Below are 15,935 nucleotides of genomic sequence, written 5' to 3'. Positions count from 1 at the left end.
CCTGACCGCAAAGAGCAACCGCCCCTCGGGGGGCGACGTGGCCGTTCGACTGGAGATGCACGTGGCCGGGCGCATCGAGGACTACGCACTTATCGGAGACATGCAGACCGCAGCGCTGGTCTGCCGGGACGGCACGGTGGACTGGCTGTGCCTGCCCCGCTTCGACTCTCACGCCGTCTTCGCCGGACTGCTCGGCACCGAGGAGCACGGCTTCTGGCGTCTTGGCCCAGCCCACTCGGCGGACGCCGAACCGCCCAGAGCGGTCCGCCGCGGCTACCGCGGCGACTCCCTCATCCTCGAATCCGAGTGGGATACCCCACGTGGAACGGTCCGTGTGACCGATTTCATGCCCCCGCGTGACGGCGCACCCCAACTGGTGCGGATCGTCGAGGGCGTCTCGGGCCGGGTGCCGATGCGCTCGGCGCTGCGGATGCGTTTCTCGTACGGCCGCATCGTGCCCTGGGTGCACAAGCACGAGGGGCGGACGGTGGCCGTCGCCGGGCCCGACTCCGTGTGGTTCGACACGACGGCCGAGACCTACGGCAAGTCGCTGACCACGTACGCGGACTTCACGGTGGCACCGGGCGACCGGATCGCGTTCACCATCTCCTGGCAGCCCTCGCACAAGGAGCCGCCCGCGCTGCCCGAGCCGGAGCAGGCCCTGGAGGCCACCGAGGAGTTCTGGCGCGAGTGGGTCGAGCAGTGCACGTACCACGGGCCCTACCGCGAGGCCGTGGTCCGCTCGCTGATCACCCTGAAGGCGCTGACGTACGCGCCGACCGGCGGCATCGTCGCCGCGCCCACCACCTCGCTTCCGGAGGAGATCGGCGGCGTCCGCAACTGGGACTACCGCTACACCTGGCTGCGCGACGCGGCCATCACCCTCTCCTCGCTGCTGCGCACCGGCTACCGCGACGAGGCGCGCGCCTGGCGCGAGTGGCTGCTGCGCGCGGTCGCGGGCGACCCGGAGAGCCTGCAGATCATGTACGGCATCGCGGGCGAGCGGGAGTTGGGCGAGGCGGAGCTCGACTGGCTGCCCGGGTACGAGAACTCCGCGCCGGTACGCGTCGGGAACGGCGCCGCGCACCAGCTCCAGCTGGACGTCTACGGCGAGGTCACCGAAGCCCTGCACCTGGCGCACATGACGGGCCTGGCCCGCAACGACTACGCGTCCCTGCTGCAGCTCAAGCTGATCCGCTACCTGGAGAACCACTGGGACCAGCCGGACGAGGGCATCTGGGAGGTCCGCGGTCCGCGCCGGCACTTCGTGCACTCCAAGGTCATGGCCTGGGTCGCCGTCGACCGCACCATCAAGCTCATCGAGTCCGGCGACGCGGACGGTCCGCTGGAGAAGTGGCGCGAGCTGCGCGACGACATCCACCGCGATGTGTGTGAGAAGGGTTACGACAAGGAGCGCAACACCTTCACGCAGTCGTACGGCTCCAAGGAGCTGGACGCCTCGCTGCTGCTGATCCCGCAGATGGGCTTCCTGCCGCCGGACGACAAGCGGGTGATCGGCACGATCGAGGCCATCCAGCGGGAGCTGTCGACCACGGACGGCTTCATCCTGCGCTACCCCACCGCCGGTGAGGACGCGGGCGTGGACGGCCTGGAGGGTGACGAGGGCGCGTTCCTCGCCTGCTCGTTCTGGATGGCGGACGACCTGGCGATGATCGGCCGCGTGGACGAGGCCCGCAAGCTCTTCGAGAAGCTGCTCGCCCTGCGCAACGACCTCGGCCTGCTGGCCGAGGAGTGGGACCCGCGCCTGAAGCGCCAGGTCGGGAACTTCCCGCAGGCGTTCAGCCACGTGCCCCTGATCGACACGGCACTGCGGCTGACCGCTTCGGGGGCCTACGGCGGCTGATGAGCGACTGATGACAAGCCGCCGCCCGGCTACGGCACGGGCGGCGGCTTCGTCAATTCGTCGTAGATGCTGAGGACTTGGGCGACGGTCTCGTCCTCGGTCGGCCAGGAGGCGGCCTGCTGCGTGCCCTTGACCTTGAGGGCCTCACACCGTTCCGGATCCGCGAGAAGGCCTACGACGGCGTCGGCGAGGGCTTCCGCGTCTCCGTGCGGTACGAGTTCGGCGGCGTCCCCGACCAGTTCGGGGATCCCGCTCATATCGGCGGCGACGAGCGGCACGCGCGCGTGGAGGGCTTCCTGGGCGAGCACAGAGCGCGCTTCCCGGCCGCCGGGCAGCAGTGCGAGATCGGCTGCAGCGAGCAGCTCACCGACGTCGTCGCGCCGCCCGACGAGACGTACCGGCAGCCCTTCGTTCTCGATACGCCCCTGTAGTTCGGCGCGCAGCGGCCCCTCCCCGGCGATCACCAGCAGCGGTACGGGATCCAGCCGCCGCCAGGCGCGCGTGGCGTCCAGCAACGTGTCGTACCCCCGGTGCCGCTCGAGCGAGCCGACAGCCATCAGCAACGGCCGGTCCGTGGCACCCAGTTCGGCCCGCGCCTTGGGAAGCAGCCGCTCGAGCTCCTCGTCCGCGAGGACGGGCCGCCGCACCTGAGGCAGCGCGACCGCGGCGAGCCGGGCATCACGCGCCCCGTTCCGCCGGGCCCGCTCCACCAGGTCGGACGAGGCCCCGAGGACCACGGAGGCGGCCTTGGCGACCCGCCGCTCCAGCAGCCGCAGCAGATGCCCTCGCGCCCCGTCGGCGTGCGAGCGGCTGTGCCAGGTCACGACGAACGGAACCCGCCGCCCACTGAGCGCCATGGCCGCCCTCATCCCGGCATGCAGACCGTGTGCGTGGACGAGATCGGCGTCCGCGCAGGCCGCCCGCAGCGCGGACAGGGAAGCCGGGTCGCTCCGCCGCGGCACGTGCACATGCCGGGCCCCGACACCATTGAAGTCGTACGCCTGCTCCGCGGCGGCCGGCGCACACACCGTGACCCGCACTCCTCGCGCCACGAGCCCCGACGCCAACGACCGCACATGCCCACTGCTGCCCGCGCTGCCGCCGCCGAGGACCTGCACGGTACGCAGCGCCGACCGGCCATGCGACAACTGGCTGCTCACGGGGGTGCTCACGTGGCCGGGGCTCCTGGTTCAGCGACGGGCGGTCACGAAGAAAGTACAGAAGACGTTCTGAGATGACGCAGAAGGAACGCTCCGTTGGGGTGTACGGCGCGTTCGCCTACATCTAAGGATGCCAGGACATACGGGAGTTCCGGACCACGGTGGGGCGGTGGGGGACAGATCGGCCCGCGAGGCGGGCGGGAGACGGGGCCGCGGAGCGGCGGCCACCCGTCGTCCTAACCGTCCCCCCGAGCCGTCGCCAGCAGTTCCTCCGCGTGGGCGCGGGCCGTCTCCGAGTCCTCCTGGCCCGCCAGCATGCGGGACAGTTCGCGGACGCGGTCCTCGCCCTCCAGGGACTTCACTCCGGAGCGGGTGACGGAGCCATCGTTGGTCTTCTCGACGAGGAGCTGCCGGTCGGCGAAGGCGGCGACCTGGGGCAGGTGGGTGACGACGACCACTTGTGCGGTCTTGGCGAGGCGGGCGAGGCGGCGCCCGATCTCGACCGCGGCCTTGCCGCCGACGCCGGCGTCGACCTCGTCGAAGAGGTACGTAGGCACCGGATCCGTACCCGCGAACACGACCTCCACCGCGAGCATCACGCGTGACAGCTCACCGCCGGACGCGCCCTTGGCGATCGGCCGCGGCGGCGCCCCGGGATGCGGCGCGAGAAGCAACTCGACCTCGTCGACACCGGCAGGCCCGTACGCCACCGGACGACCGCCCACCTCCACGCCGTCGGGGTCCTCGGTCTGCCGGATCGCGAACGACACGCGCGCGTGCGGCATGGCGAGCGAGGCGAGCTCGGCGGTCACGGCGGCGGCGAACCGCTCGGCGGCCTCCGTACGAGCGTCCGTCAAAGCCTGCGCCAAGCCGCCCAGTTCGGCCCGCAAGGCGTCCCGTTCGGCCGTCAGCTCACCGAGCCGGTCGTCGTCGCCGTCCAGCTCCAGGAGCCGCGCGGCCCCCTGCTCGGCCCAGGCCAGCACAGCAGCCACGTCCTCGCCGTACTTGCGCGTCAGCGCGGTGAGCGCGGCCCGCCGCTCCTCCACCGCCGCGAGCCGCAGCGGATCGGCGTCCAGGTCGTCGGCGTACCCCGCCAACTCCCCCGCCACATCGCCCAGCAGAATCCCGATCTCCCCGATCCGGTCGGCGAGCGCGGCCAGCGCGGAGTCATGGGACCGTACGGCCTCCAGTGCCCGGTGCGCGCCCGCGACGAGCGTCGTGGCGTCGATGCCCTCGGGATCCTCGGGGTTGCCCGCCAGCGCCGCGTGCGCCGCCGTGGCCGCGGACGCGAGCGCCTCGGCGTGCCCGAGCCGCTCGGCCTCGGCCGCCAGCTCCACGTCCTCGCCCGCCCGCGGCTCCACCGCCGCGATCTCGTCGAGCCCGAAGCGCAGCATGTCGGCTTCCTGGGCACGTTCCCGCGCGCGCGTGGTGATCTCGTCCAGCTCGGCCGAGATGGCACGCAGCCGACGGTAGGCGCCCGCGTACTTGGCGAGCGGCACGGCGACCGCGTCCCCCGCGTACCGGTCGAGCGCCTGCCGCTGCCGGGACAGCTTGAGCAGCCCCTGCTGATCGCTCTGCCCGTGCACGGCGACAAGCTCGTCGGCGAGTTCGGCCAGCACCCCCACGGGCACGGAACGCCCGCCCAGGTGGGCCCGCGAGCGCCCTTCGGCGGACACGGTACGGCTGATCAACAGCGCCCCGTCGTCGAGCTCGGCCCCCGCCTCCTCGGCCCGTACGACCGCTGAGGAACCCTCGGGAACGGCGATCCGCCCCTCCACCACAGCGTTCTTGGCCCCGATCCGCACAAGACCAGCGTCCGCACGCCCGCCCAGCAACAGCCCAAGGCTGGTGACCACCATGGTCTTGCCCGCCCCGGTCTCACCGGTAACGGCAGTAAAGCCGGGCGACAACTCGACAACGGCGTCATCGATGACTCCGAGCGACCGTATCCGCATCTCCTCCAGCACGGACACGACCATACGAGGTTTCCCTGGCCCGGTGCGACGCCCCCTGTGTTCGTTGCGTGAAGGCGCAGGCTTTCACGGGGCGCGGGGCTGTGACATATGCGGCTCCGCCGCGGGGCGCGACCAGCCACAACGCACCCGCAGCGAACATACGAACCCGAGGGCCTGGGGGCGCAGCCCCCTCACACCGAGGAGCCGCAAATTGATACAGCCGGGAAGGGGCGGGGCTGGGGAAAGAAATCCCCACCCGCCCCCAACCGCTAGTGCGGAGCCCCCCGCCAACCCGCCACAGGCAACGCGAACTTGGCAACAAGCCGATCAGTGAACGAAGCGTGATGCAGCCGAGCAAGCCGCACCGGCACAGCCCCCCGCCGCACCTCCACCCGCGCCCCCTCCGGCAACTCGATAGTCCGCCGCCCATCGCACCACAACACCCCATGCGGGGTATGCGGCTGAACCTCCACAGCAAGCACAGAATCCGGCGAGGTAACCAACGGCTTGGCAAACAGCGCATGCGCACTGATCGGCACCATGAGCAGCGCCTCGACCTCCGGCCACACCACAGGCCCCCCGGCGGAGAACGCGTACGCCGTGGACCCGGTAGGAGTCGCGCAGACTATGCCGTCACACCCGAACCCGGTGACGGGCCGCCCGTCAATCTCGAGAACCACCTCAAGGAGCCGCTCGGCGGAAACCTTCTGAACGGCGGCCTCGTTCAGCGCCCAGTCCGTATGCACGACATCACCGTTGCTGTGCACGACGACATCGACGGTCATCCGCTCCTCGACCTCGTAGGCACGAGTAACCACCCGGTCGACAACCTTGTCGAGATCATCACGCTCGGCCTCCGCGAGGAAGCCGACCCGCCCCAGATTGACGCCGAGCATCGGCACCCCCGAGGCACGCGCGAACTCGGCGCCGCGCAGCAGCGTCCCGTCACCGCCCAGCACGATCAGCAGTTCACACCCGTCGAGGCACTCGGGAGTCGCCTCCTTGACGAGTTCCACGGTCGACGGCAGCGGCAGATCGGCCGCCTCGGCCGCCAGCACCCGCACCCCGAGCCCGGAGCGCAACAGCCCCTGGACGACGAGCTCGGCACTGCGGATGGCCGCGGGCCGCCCGGTGTGGGCCAGCAGGAAAACAGTACGAGCTCGGGTATCGGTCAACGCGGCCCCTCCGCCACTGCACGGTCTACGTCGGCCGGGTCCAGTTCGGGTGCACCGGCTCGCAGCCACAGAAAGTACTCGACGTTCCCCGAGGGCCCGGGCAGCGGGCTGGCCGTGACGCCCTTCACCCCGAGCCCCAACCCCCACGCGTGCCGGGCCACCCCGCGCACGGCCTCGGCCCGCAGTTCGGGGCTGCGTACGACACCGCCGCTCCCCAGCCGCTCCTTGCCCACCTCGAACTGCGGCTTGACCATCATCACCAGGTCGGCATCGGGCGCCGCGCACCGCACGAGGGCGGGCAGCACCAGTCCGAGCGGGATGAAGGACAAGTCACCGACAATAAGATCCACCGGCTCCCCATCGATCGCCTCCAACGTCAACTCGCGTACGTTCTTACGGTCCTTGACGGTGACCCGTTCATCGCTTTGGAGTGACCATGCCAGCTGCCCGTAGCCGACATCGACGGCGACGACGTGAGCGGCTCCCGAGCGCAGCAGTACGTCGGTGAATCCGCCGGTCGAGGCGCCCGCGTCCAGCGCCCGCCGCCCCTCGACCTTCAGGCCGAGCGGCACGAAGACCTTCAACGCCCCCGCCAGCTTGTGGCCGCCGCGTGAGACGTAGTCGGGGTCGCTGTCGTCGCGGGTGACCACGATGGCGGCGGCGGTCTCCACCTGGGTGGCGGGCTTCGTCGCGAGGGTCTTGCCGACGGTGACCCGCCCGGCGGCGATCAGCTGGCCGGCATGCTCCCGCGAGCGGGCGAGCTTCCGGCGGACCAGCTCGGCGTCGAGGCGGCGTCGTGCCACTCCTGCCACGTTCGGTTCAGCTCCTGTTGTTCATGCCGTACGGTCCCGGGGCCCTCGGAGGTCCCTCCGGCCCCGGACGGGCGTCGAGCGCGGTGAGCGCGTCGCGCAGCCCCCGGTGCACATCCTCGTACACCTCGATGTGCCCGTCCGCAGCGAGGTGGTCGACATCGGCAAGCCGGTCGAGCAGGGCGTCCACCTCGGCGTTCCCGGTGGGCGTGCGCGGCACGTTCAGCGGGGCGGGGGCGGCGGGTTCGTACGCGGATCCGGATTCCGGGCCGGCGCCCAGCCCGGCCCCGGATCCGGCTTCGAGTCCGGTCCCCACGCCGGCTTCGGCTCCGGCCTCGGTGCCGGAGCCGAAGCCGGTTTCCGAGCCTGCGGCGTGCCCGGCCCCGGGCCCGGCAGCCGGGCCGGCCTCCGGCTCGGCGGGAAGCTCCCAGTCGTTCATGCCCCGACGCTACCGCGAAGCGCTGGGGTACCGTCGTCCGCGATGGCCACGATTGAGGAGTGCCGCAGCGCACTAGACAAACTCTCGGACAACATGGCGGGCGCGGAGGGCGACGTGCGCAGTGCCGCCGCCCTGGACCGCTCGCTGAGCTGCCGTATCACCGACCTCGACATCACCTTCGTGGGCCGCCTCAAGGACGGCCGCATCGAGGTGCTCGACACGGTGCAGGGCCCTCCGCCCGACAAGGCCCAGATCCGGCTCACCATGGCCGGCGACGACCTGGTCGCCATGGTGAACGGCGAGCTGAACTTCGCGAAGGCCTGGGGCTCGGGCCGGGTCAAGCTCGAAGCGGGCCTGCGCGACCTGATCCGGCTCAGAAAGCTGCTCTGACCCGTCACCCGGTTCGGGACCTTCACGAGCCCTTCGCGACGCTCACAGCAGCGGCCGTACGCGCGTTACGCGCCGCCGGCACCACCAGCGGCGTACCCGTCTCCGGGTCGTCGATGACCTGGCAGCGCAGCCCGAAGACCTCCTCGACCAGCTCGGCCGTGACGATGTCCTGCGGCGTGCCCTGGGCGATGACGGATCCGTCCCGCAGGGCGATCAGATGCGTCGCGTACCGAGCCGCGTGGTTGAGGTCGTGCAGCACGGCGACCAGGGTCCGGCCCTGCTCCTCGTGAAGTTCGGCACACAGATCGAGTACGTCGATCTGGTGCTGGATGTCGAGAAAGGTGGTCGGCTCGTCGAGCAGCAGCAGCGGGGTCTGCTGGGCGAGCGCCATGGCGATCCAGACGCGCTGGCGCTGGCCGCCGGAGAGTTCGTCGACGTAGCGGTCGGCGAGTTCTCCGACTCCGGTCGAGGCCATCGACTCCCGTACGACCCGCTCGTCCTCGGAGGACCACTGCCGCAGCAGCCCCTGGTGCGGATAGCGCCCGCGGCCCACCAGGTCGCCGACCGTGATCCCGTCGGGCGCGATCGACGACTGCGGCAGCAGCCCCAGCGTCCGGGCCACCTTCTTCGCGGGCATCGACTGGATGACCTGCCCGTCGAGCAGCACCCGTCCCTGGCTCGGCTTCAGCATCCGGGACAGGGCCCGCAGCAGCGTGGACTTGCCGCAGGCGTTCGGGCCGACGATGACGGTGAAGGAGTTGTCGGGTATCTCGACGGACAGCTGCTCGGCAATGACCCGCTGGTCGTAGGCGAGGGTGACGTTCTCGGCGGACAGGCGGTTCACGGTGCTCCTTTGGGTGTTCATATCCGGCCCGCCTTGCGCTCGGTGAAGAGGAGCCACAGCAGATAGACACCGCCGAGCACTCCGGTCACCACCCCGACGGGCAGCTGGTCGGCGCCGAAGGCCCGCTGCGAGGCCCAGTCCGCGACGACCAGCAGGGTGGCGCCCATGCACATCGCGGGCATCAGGTTCGGCCCCGGCGCGCGGGTGAGACGCCGGGCGAGCTGCGGTGCGGTGAGCGCGACGAAGGCGACGGGGCCCGCGGCGGCGGTGGCGGCAGCGGTGAGCAGCACGGCGGCCAGCATCAGCAGCATCCGCGTCCGCTCGACCCGCACCCCGAGTGCGTACGCCACGTCGTCGCCCATCTCCAGCATGTACAGCCCGCGCGCGTTGCCGAGGACGAGCGGTACGAGGACGGCGCTCAGCGCGAGCAGCGGCCAGACCTGGTCCCAGTCACGACCGTTGAGCGAACCCGTCATCCAGACGACCGCACGGGCCGCGTCCACGATGTCGGCCTTGGTGAGCAGATAGCCGTTGACGGCCACGGCCATCGCGGAGACACCGATACCGACCAGGACCAGTCGATAGCCGTGCACACCCCGCTTCCAGGCGAGCACATAGATGGCAAGTCCGGTCACCAGACCGCCGAAGAGCGCCCCGAGGGTGACCTCGGCCGCACTCCCCGAGAAGAGCACGATCACGGTGAGCGCGCCGGCCGTCGCGCCCTGCGCGAGACCGAGCACGTCCGGACTGCCCAGCGGATTGCGGGAGATGGCCTGGAAGAGCGCGCCGCCGAGCCCGAGCGAGGCCCCCACCAGGAGACCGACGAGAACCCGCGGCAGCCGCAGTTCGTTGACGATGAACTCCTGCCCGGCGTCGCCGTTGCCGAACAGCGTCTTGAGCACGTCGCCGGCCGGGATCGGGAAGTCGCCGGTGCCGATGAGGACGACGCTCGCGGTGAGCGCGGCCACCAGCAGCAGGACGACGACTGTGAACGAGCGGACGTCGATACGGACGGACAGCCCGCCACGGGTACGGACGGGCCGGGCGCGGAACGGCCGGGCGGAACCGGCCTGCTTGGTCAGGACCTTCACAGCTGCGCCGTCCTCCGCCGTCGTACGAGAAAGATGAAGACCGGGCCGCCGAGGATCGCGGTGACGATGCCGACCTGGAGCTCGGCGGGCCGCGCGACCATCCGGCCGACCACATCGGCGCCGAGCAGCAGCACCGGCGAGAGCACGGTGGCGTACGGCAGGATCCAGCGCATGTCGGGCCCGGTGAAGGACCGTACGACGTGCGGGACCATCAGCCCAACGAACACGATCGGCCCGCAGGCGGCCGTCGCGGCCCCGCACAGCAGGGTCGCGGCCGCCATGGACAGCGCGCGGGTACGGCCCAGATGCGCGCCGAGGGCGCGGGCGGTGTCGTCTCCCATGGCCATGGCGTTCAGCGGCCGCGCGAGGGCCAGCGCCAGGATCGTACCGATCGCGAGGAACGGCAGCACCTGCTCGATGGTCCGGTCGTTGGCCGAGGACAACGAACCGACCGTCCAGAAGCGCATCTTGCCGAGCGCCGCCTGGTCCATGATCATGACGGCCTGCAGATAGCCGTAGAGCGCGGCGCTGAGCGCGGTGCCGGCGAGGGCGAGCCGCACCGGTGTCGCCCCCCGGCTGCCGCCGAGGACATACACCAGGACCCCGACCACAGCCGCGCCCCCGAAGGCGAACCACACATAGCCGCTCAGCGAGGTGACACCGAAGTAGGTGATGGCCGTGACGACGGCCGCGGACGCGCCGGCATTGATGCCGAGCAGTCCGGGGTCGGCCAGCGGATTGCGGGTGAGCGCCTGGAGTACGGCTCCGGCGAGGCCGAGCGCGGCACCGGCGAGCAACCCGAGGACAGTGCGCGACAGCCGCTCGCTCACCACGACGTCGCCATACGTGCCCGAGTCGTCGAACAGGCCGTGCCAGACCTGACTCAGGGACAGGTCCTTCGCGCCGATCGCGATACTCGCCAGCGCGATGAGCACCAGCACGGCCACGGACACGAGGAGCCCGGCGGCCCGTATCGCCCGGCGTTTGCGGGGCGCGGGGGCGGTCTCCGCGTTCGGTTCTGGGGGACTGTCGACCAACACACAGTTAGGTTAGCCTACCCTATCCAATTGCTCGATTCGTGCGCCCGCAGGACTCTGTTGGACCTCTCGGACCTGCGCGCTTGCTCGGTTTCGGAGCCCCGTGAGCAGCGGCGTCCCGGGTGGCCTGCGGCTCAAAGTCCCAGCCGTTCAAAGTCCCAGCCGTGCCAGTGCTTTGCCCCCGTCCAGCTCGCATGTCCCGTCCCCGGCCGCCGTCCAGGCGGCGGCACACAACGCCCGCAGCCCGTCGAGGGCCTCGCCTTCGCCCTCCAGCTCCAGCCGGTCCTTTCCGGCCGTGGCGGTCCAACCCCCGCAGCGATACGCCTCGCTCACCTCGACGACCTCGGGCTGTCCGGTCAGCAGCCCGCGCAGATCGGCGTCCACGTACGTCGGCCGGTGCTTCGGCGAGGCGGCAAGGAGCTGCGCGCCGTCCGTCACCCCGGTCAGCACCAGCACGGAATCCACCTCGCCGTTGAACGCCCCCTCGATATCCGTGTCCAGCCGGTCCCCGACCACCAGCGGCCGCACCGCGCCCGTCCGCAGAATCGTCTCCCGGTGCATCGGCGGCAGCGGCTTCCCGGCCACCTGCGGCTCGGCGCCCGTCGCGATGCGTACGACCTCCACGGCCGCCCCATTGCCCGGAGCGATCCCCCGAGCACTGGGAATCGTCAGGTCGGTGTTGGAGGCGAACCAGGGCACCCCGCGCGCGATGGCGTAGCAGGCCTCCGCGAAGCGCCCCCAGGGCAGCTCCGGCCCGCCATACCCCTGCACGACCGCCACCGGTTCGTCCTCGGCCGACTCGACCGGCACAAGCCCACGCTCGCGCAGCGCGACCCGCAGCCCGTCCCCGCCGATCACCAACACCCGTGCCCCCGCGGGCACTTGCTCACTGATCAGCCGTGCCACGGCCTGGGCCGAGGTGATGACGTCCGACTCCTCGGCCGGTATCCCCAGCTCCGTGAGATGCGCGGCCACCGTGTCGGGCGTCCGCAGCGCGTTGTTCGTGACGTACGCGAGATGCATCCCGCCCGCACGAGCGGTGCCGAGCGACTCGACGGCGTACGCGATCGCCTCCCCGCCCGCGTACACCACCCCGTCCAGGTCGAGCAGCGCCGTGTCGTACGCCTCGCTCAGGGGCCGGTCACTCCCCTCGGGCCGCGTCCTCACGGTCTGGCTCATTTCGCATCGCTCCTCGTTCGATCCCATTGCCCCGATCATCGCGCATGCCACTGACACTCTTACGATGCACCAATGAATACTGCAGGTCCTGGGGACGTACCGGCACGCATGGGCCTTGACCTCACCCCGTTCCGGGGCCTGCGCTACGACCCCGACCGGGTCGGCAGCCTGTCCGCCGTGACCTCCCCGCCGTACGACGTGGTCGTACGACCCGACGGACTGCACCACCTCGAATCGTCCGACCCGCACAACATCGTCCGCCTTATCCTCCCCCAGGCCACCACGCCCGCCGCCCGCAACAAGAAGGCCGCGGACACCCTCCAACGCTGGCTCGCCGAGGGCGTCCTGGCCGCCGACTCCGAACCGGGCCTGTACGTCTACGAACAGCGCGCCGACGACGGCATGCTCCAGCGCGGCCTCATAGGCGCCCTGCGCCTCTCGGAGCCGTCGGAGGGCGTGGTCCTGCCGCACGAGGACGTCATGCCGCACATCGTCGCCGACCGCGCGGACCTGATGCGCGCCACATCCACGAACCTCGAACCCCTGCTCCTGACTTACCGCGGCGACAACTCCGCCGCCGACGCCACCGCCGTCATCGAACGCACCGCCCAAAATCCGCCGATCCTTGCCACGACCACGGAGGACGGTTTCAGCCACCGCCTATGGTCGATGACCGACCCCGAGGACCTGACCGCGATCCAGACGGACCTCGCCCGCCACCAGGCCCTCATCGCGGACGGCCATCACCGCTGGGCGACGTATCTGCGTCTGCGCGCCGAACACGCCTCCCCCAGCCCCTGGGACTTCGGCCTGGTGCTCCTGGTCGACACCGCGCGCTACCCGCTCCGCGTCCGCGCGATCCACCGCCTCCTGCACCACCTCCCCGTCGCGGAAGCCCTGTCCGCCCTCGGCGACTCCTTCCGCGTACGCCCCGTCCAAGGCCCCCTCTCCGAAGCCCTGGAGGCCCTCTCCGCAGCGGCCGCCGAGGGAAATGCCTTCCTCCTTGCGGGCGATGGCGCCTTCCACCTGGTCGACCGCCCCTCCCCGGACCTCCTCGCCCGTACGATCCCGGCCGACCGTCCGGAGGCCTGGCGCACCCTCGACGCAACGGTTCTGCACGCCACGCTCCTCGACCACATCTGGCGCATCCCGGACGTCCCGGAGCACATCGCGTACATCCACGACACCGCCGCCACGGTCGCCAAGGCCGAACGCGACGGCGCCACGGCCGTCCTGATGCACCCGGTCCGCGAAGAGGTCGTACGCGAACTGGCGAGCCAGGGCGTCACGATGCCCCGCAAGTCGACGTCGTTCGGCCCGAAGCCGGCCTCGGGCCTGGTGCTGCGCGCGCTGGAGCGCTGAAACGCGGATGGGCGGGTCCCGTAGGGGATCCCGCCCATATGCGCGTACGCCGCGTACGCGTCTCGTGTCGGCGTCAGTCGTCCGAGTCGTCCCTGTGGTCTGGAGCGTCCTTGTCCATGGCGTCGTTCACGACCGGCTCGGGCGCCGGGGCATCGACGATTGCTGCGGCTTCCACGGCTTCGGCCTCGGAACCGCTGCCGCTCTCGTCGAGGGCCTCCTCGTCCATGGCGTCGACGAACTCGACGCCGTCCATCTCGGCGAGCCGGTCCGAGGCGTCCGTGCTGCCGTCCTTGTCGGACTCGACGGCCTTCGCGAACCACTCGCGCGCCTCGTCCTCACGACCCGCCGCGAGCAGCGCGTCGGCGTACGCATAGCGCAGCCGCGCCGTCCAGGGCTGAACCGAATTCGAGGCCAGCTCGGGGCTCTGCAACGTCACGATGGCCGCGTCGATCTGCCCCATGTCGCGCCGTGCCCCGGCCGCCACGAGCCGCATCTCGACCTGACCCGCCTTGTCGAGCTTCTGCACCTCGGGCGCCCCGGCCATCTCCATGGCCTTCTCGGGCCGCCCCAGCCCCCGCTCGCAGTCCGCCATCACGGGCCACAGGTCCACGTTCCCGGTCATCCGCCGCGCGGCCCGGAACTCGGCGAGGGCCTCGCTGTACTTCTGGTTCGCATACGCCGCGAAGCCGGCCGCCTCGCGCACGGCGGCCACACGCGACGCCAGCCGCAGCGCGACCCTGGAATAGCCGTACGCCCCCTCGGGGTCCTCGTCGATGAGCCTGGCCACCATCACCAGGTTCTTGGCGACATCCTCGGCAAGCCCCTTCGGCAGACTCTGCAGCTCCTGCCGTACGTCCTTGTCGATCTCCTCGCCGGTGACGTCCTCGAGGATCGGCAACCGCTTGATCGGCTCACGATCCCGCTCCCGCTCCTCACGGAAGCGCCCGCCACCACGCCGGTCGTCGCTCCGCCGGTCGTCCCGCCCCCGGAAACCACCGGGCCGCCCACCGCCGTCCTCACGCCGCGGTCCACGCCCACCACGCTCGTCCCGTCCGCGCTCGTCCCGCCCACGGAAGCCACCGCGGCTGTCGTCCCGACGGAAACCACCGCGATCACCGCGGTCACTGTCGCGCCGGTCGTCCCGGCGTCCGTAACCGCCGCGCTCCCCCTGCCGCTGCTCATCACGCCGGAAGCCACCACGATCGTCGCCTCGACGGTCATCCCGACGGGGAGCACCACGCTCATCGCCCTGCCGGTCATCGCGCCGGAAGGGCGGACGGTCCTCCGACCGCCGGACCCCGCCACGGTCACGATCATCGCCCCGCCGCTCGTCGCGCCGGAAACCTCCGCCACGGTTCTCATCCCGACGGAAACCACCGCGCTCGGCACGGTCTTCACCACGGCGATCATCCCGCCGGAAGGCCGGCCGGTCCCCGCCACCGCTGCTGTCACGCCGGAACGCCGAGCGGTCGCCACCACCACGACTGTCATCCCGACGGAAACCACCACGGTCACCGCCACTACGACTTTCATCGCGACGGAAACCACCACGATCTCCGCTACTACGACTGTCATCGCGACGGAATCCACCGCGGTCGCCGTCCCTTCGGTCGTCGCGACGGAACCCTCCGCGCTCATCATCGCGACGGTCGTCCCGACGGTACGGTGGCCGATCGCCGTCACGCCGAGGCCCACCACGGTTGTCATCTCGCCGGAACCCGCCGCGATCGCGATCGCCGCCACCACGACTGTCGTCACGGCGGTCATCGCGCCGGGGCCCACCCGGACGTTCGTCACGACGAAACGCCGGACGGTCGCCACGATCACGATCGTCGCGCCCACGGAAGCCGCCACCGCCACGGTTGTCGTCACGGCGGAAGCCTCCGCGATCGCCGCGGTCATCACCACGGCGATCGTCACGGCGGTACGTCGGCCGGTCACCGCCACCGCTGTTGTCACGGCGGTAGGTCGGCCGGTCGCCCTCACGCCGAGGACCACCACGACTGTCATCCCGCCGGAAACCACCACGGTCACCGCCACCACGACGGTCGTCACGGCGGTCATCGCGCCGGCCGCTGCCACCACGGTCGTTGTCGCGTCGCGGCCCCCCGCGGGAGCCGCCGCGGTCACCACTGTCCCGGCGGCGCTGATCGCGCTCCGGTCGCTCGTCGGGAGAGTTGGTGGACATGGTGACTCCTGTCTTAAGTACCGCAAGTCATTCTCGCGCAGCCGAGTACCCTGCGCGCTTCGGAAAAACAAAAAGGACCTCTGGTCCCAGCAAGTCGCTGGGACCAGAGGTCCTCCAAAGATTGTTCGGCGGTGTCCTACTCTCCCACAGGGTCCCCCCTGCAGTACCATCGGCGCTGTAAGGCTTAGCTTCCGGGTTCGGAATGTAACCGGGCGTTTCCCTCACGCTATGACCACCGAAACCCTAATGGTTTCGAGCGAACAAGCACACTCTTCAGTTAAACGTTCTGCTCAAAGCCGACAACGGTTCGTTGTCTCAGAACCAACACAGTGGACGCGAGCAGCTGAGGACAAGCCCTCGGCCTATTAGTACCAGTCACCTCCAGCGGTTACCCGCCTTCCAGATCTGGCCTATCAACCCAGTAGTCTCCTGGGAGCCTTAA

At 70.7% G+C, this 15,935-nt stretch carries 14 protein-coding genes and 2 rRNA genes; 3 read left to right on the top strand and 13 right to left on the bottom strand.

The genetic code is table 11. The annotated features are described in order from the left end of the window. Nucleotides 1-55: 55 nt before the first annotated feature. A complete protein-coding gene (locus G6048_RS15895; protein ID WP_165340217.1) occupies nucleotides 56-1,864 on the top strand; it encodes a glycoside hydrolase family 15 protein in 1,809 nt (602 codons plus the stop codon). A 29-nt stretch (nucleotides 1,865-1,893) separates the two neighbouring features. Here G6048_RS15895 and G6048_RS15890 read toward each other — a convergent pair whose 3' ends face one another. From G6048_RS15890 to G6048_RS15870, 5 genes are all read right to left on the bottom strand, one after another. Further along, nucleotides 1,894-3,036 carry a glycosyltransferase family 4 protein gene (locus G6048_RS15890; RefSeq protein ID WP_165340180.1) on the bottom strand — a complete coding sequence of 381 codons (1,143 nt, stop codon included), beginning with the start codon at nucleotides 3,034-3,036 and terminating at the stop codon, nucleotides 1,894-1,896. Nucleotides 3,037-3,260: 224 nt separating this feature from the next. Continuing rightward, nucleotides 3,261-5,003 carry a DNA repair protein RecN gene (gene recN, locus G6048_RS15885; protein ID WP_206341643.1) on the bottom strand — a complete coding sequence of 581 codons (1,743 nt, stop codon included), beginning with the start codon at nucleotides 5,001-5,003 and terminating at the stop codon, nucleotides 3,261-3,263. A gap of 245 nt (nucleotides 5,004-5,248) precedes the next feature. Further along, nucleotides 5,249-6,154: an NAD kinase gene (locus G6048_RS15880; protein WP_165340179.1), complete on the bottom strand. Its 906-nt coding sequence runs from the start codon at nucleotides 6,152-6,154 to the stop codon at nucleotides 5,249-5,251. Further along, a complete protein-coding gene (locus G6048_RS15875) occupies nucleotides 6,151-6,966 on the bottom strand; it encodes a TlyA family RNA methyltransferase (RefSeq protein ID WP_165340178.1) in 816 nt (271 codons plus the stop codon). The genes G6048_RS15880 and G6048_RS15875 overlap by 4 nt, the downstream gene beginning before the upstream one ends. Before the next feature lie 7 nt (nucleotides 6,967-6,973). Next, complete coding sequence (locus G6048_RS15870; RefSeq protein WP_165340215.1) at nucleotides 6,974-7,243, bottom strand: hypothetical protein; 270 nt, start codon at nucleotides 7,241-7,243, stop codon at nucleotides 6,974-6,976. Nucleotides 7,244-7,444: 201 nt separating this feature from the next. Between G6048_RS15870 and G6048_RS15865 the strand changes: the two genes are divergently transcribed. Beyond that, nucleotides 7,445-7,792: an SCP2 sterol-binding domain-containing protein gene (locus tag G6048_RS15865; protein WP_165340177.1), complete on the top strand. Its 348-nt coding sequence runs from the start codon at nucleotides 7,445-7,447 to the stop codon at nucleotides 7,790-7,792. Nucleotides 7,793-7,814: 22 nt separating this feature from the next. On the opposite strand, the gene G6048_RS15860 is transcribed toward G6048_RS15865, so the two are convergent. The 4 genes from G6048_RS15860 to G6048_RS15845 all read right to left on the bottom strand — a co-directional run bounded on the left by G6048_RS15860 (nucleotide 7,815) and on the right by G6048_RS15845 (nucleotide 11,943). Beyond that, nucleotides 7,815-8,657, bottom strand: a complete 843-nt coding sequence (locus tag G6048_RS15860) for an ABC transporter ATP-binding protein (protein WP_165340176.1) — start codon at nucleotides 8,655-8,657, stop codon at nucleotides 7,815-7,817. Next, a complete protein-coding gene (locus tag G6048_RS15855; protein WP_165340175.1) occupies nucleotides 8,654-9,727 on the bottom strand; it encodes a FecCD family ABC transporter permease in 1,074 nt (357 codons plus the stop codon). Before G6048_RS15855 ends, G6048_RS15860 begins: the two co-directional genes overlap by 4 nt. After that, entirely contained in the window at nucleotides 9,724-10,767 is a 1,044-nt protein-coding gene (locus tag G6048_RS15850) for a FecCD family ABC transporter permease (RefSeq protein ID WP_165340174.1), read from the bottom strand. Before G6048_RS15850 ends, G6048_RS15855 begins: the two co-directional genes overlap by 4 nt. A 147-nt stretch (nucleotides 10,768-10,914) precedes the next feature. After that, complete coding sequence (locus G6048_RS15845) at nucleotides 10,915-11,943, bottom strand: HAD hydrolase-like protein (RefSeq protein WP_165340173.1); 1,029 nt, start codon at nucleotides 11,941-11,943, stop codon at nucleotides 10,915-10,917. 72 nt (nucleotides 11,944-12,015) lie between these two features. Between G6048_RS15845 and G6048_RS15840 the strand changes: the two genes are divergently transcribed. Then, on the top strand, nucleotides 12,016-13,305 hold the full coding sequence (locus G6048_RS15840) for a DUF1015 domain-containing protein (RefSeq protein ID WP_165340172.1): 1,290 nt from the start codon (nucleotides 12,016-12,018) through the stop codon (nucleotides 13,303-13,305). Between the two features lie 73 nt (nucleotides 13,306-13,378). Here G6048_RS15840 and G6048_RS15835 read toward each other — a convergent pair whose 3' ends face one another. The 4 genes from G6048_RS15835 to G6048_RS15820 all read right to left on the bottom strand — a co-directional run. Beyond that, entirely contained in the window at nucleotides 13,379-14,203 is an 825-nt protein-coding gene (locus G6048_RS15835; RefSeq protein ID WP_206341642.1) for a tetratricopeptide repeat protein, read from the bottom strand. Further along, on the bottom strand, nucleotides 14,095-15,360 hold the full coding sequence (locus tag G6048_RS52220) for a hypothetical protein (protein ID WP_165340171.1): 1,266 nt from the start codon (nucleotides 15,358-15,360) through the stop codon (nucleotides 14,095-14,097). Before G6048_RS52220 ends, G6048_RS15835 begins: the two co-directional genes overlap by 109 nt. A 256-nt stretch (nucleotides 15,361-15,616) precedes the next feature. Continuing rightward, nucleotides 15,617-15,733: ribosomal RNA gene (rrf, locus tag G6048_RS15825) — 5S ribosomal RNA — on the bottom strand. 105 nt (nucleotides 15,734-15,838) lie between these two features. Then, a 23S ribosomal RNA gene (locus G6048_RS15820) occupies nucleotides 15,839-15,935 on the bottom strand; the annotation flags it as partial.

It is taken from the genome of Streptomyces ureilyticus, from assembly GCF_011045025.1.
GTDB lineage: Bacteria > Actinomycetota > Actinomycetes > Streptomycetales > Streptomycetaceae > Streptomyces > Streptomyces ureilyticus.
This window is presented reverse-complemented; position numbering and strand designations above follow the sequence as displayed.

What these genes read in the sequence shown, in the direction of transcription:
- G6048_RS15845 (WP_165340173.1), bottom strand. Translation starts at nt 11,943, where the DNA reads ATGAGCCAGACCGTGAGGACGCGGCCCGAGGGGAGTGACCGGCCCCTG.
- G6048_RS15895 (WP_165340217.1), top strand. Translation starts at nt 56, where the DNA reads ATGCACGTGGCCGGGCGCATCGAGGACTACGCACTTATCGGAGACATG.
- G6048_RS15865 (WP_165340177.1), top strand. Translation starts at nt 7,445, where the DNA reads ATGGCCACGATTGAGGAGTGCCGCAGCGCACTAGACAAACTCTCGGAC.
- G6048_RS15860 (WP_165340176.1), bottom strand. Translation starts at nt 8,657, where the DNA reads ATGAACACCCAAAGGAGCACCGTGAACCGCCTGTCCGCCGAGAACGTC.
- G6048_RS15840 (WP_165340172.1), top strand. Translation starts at nt 12,016, where the DNA reads ATGAATACTGCAGGTCCTGGGGACGTACCGGCACGCATGGGCCTTGAC.
- recN (WP_206341643.1), bottom strand. Translation starts at nt 5,003, where the DNA reads ATGGTCGTGTCCGTGCTGGAGGAGATGCGGATACGGTCGCTCGGAGTC.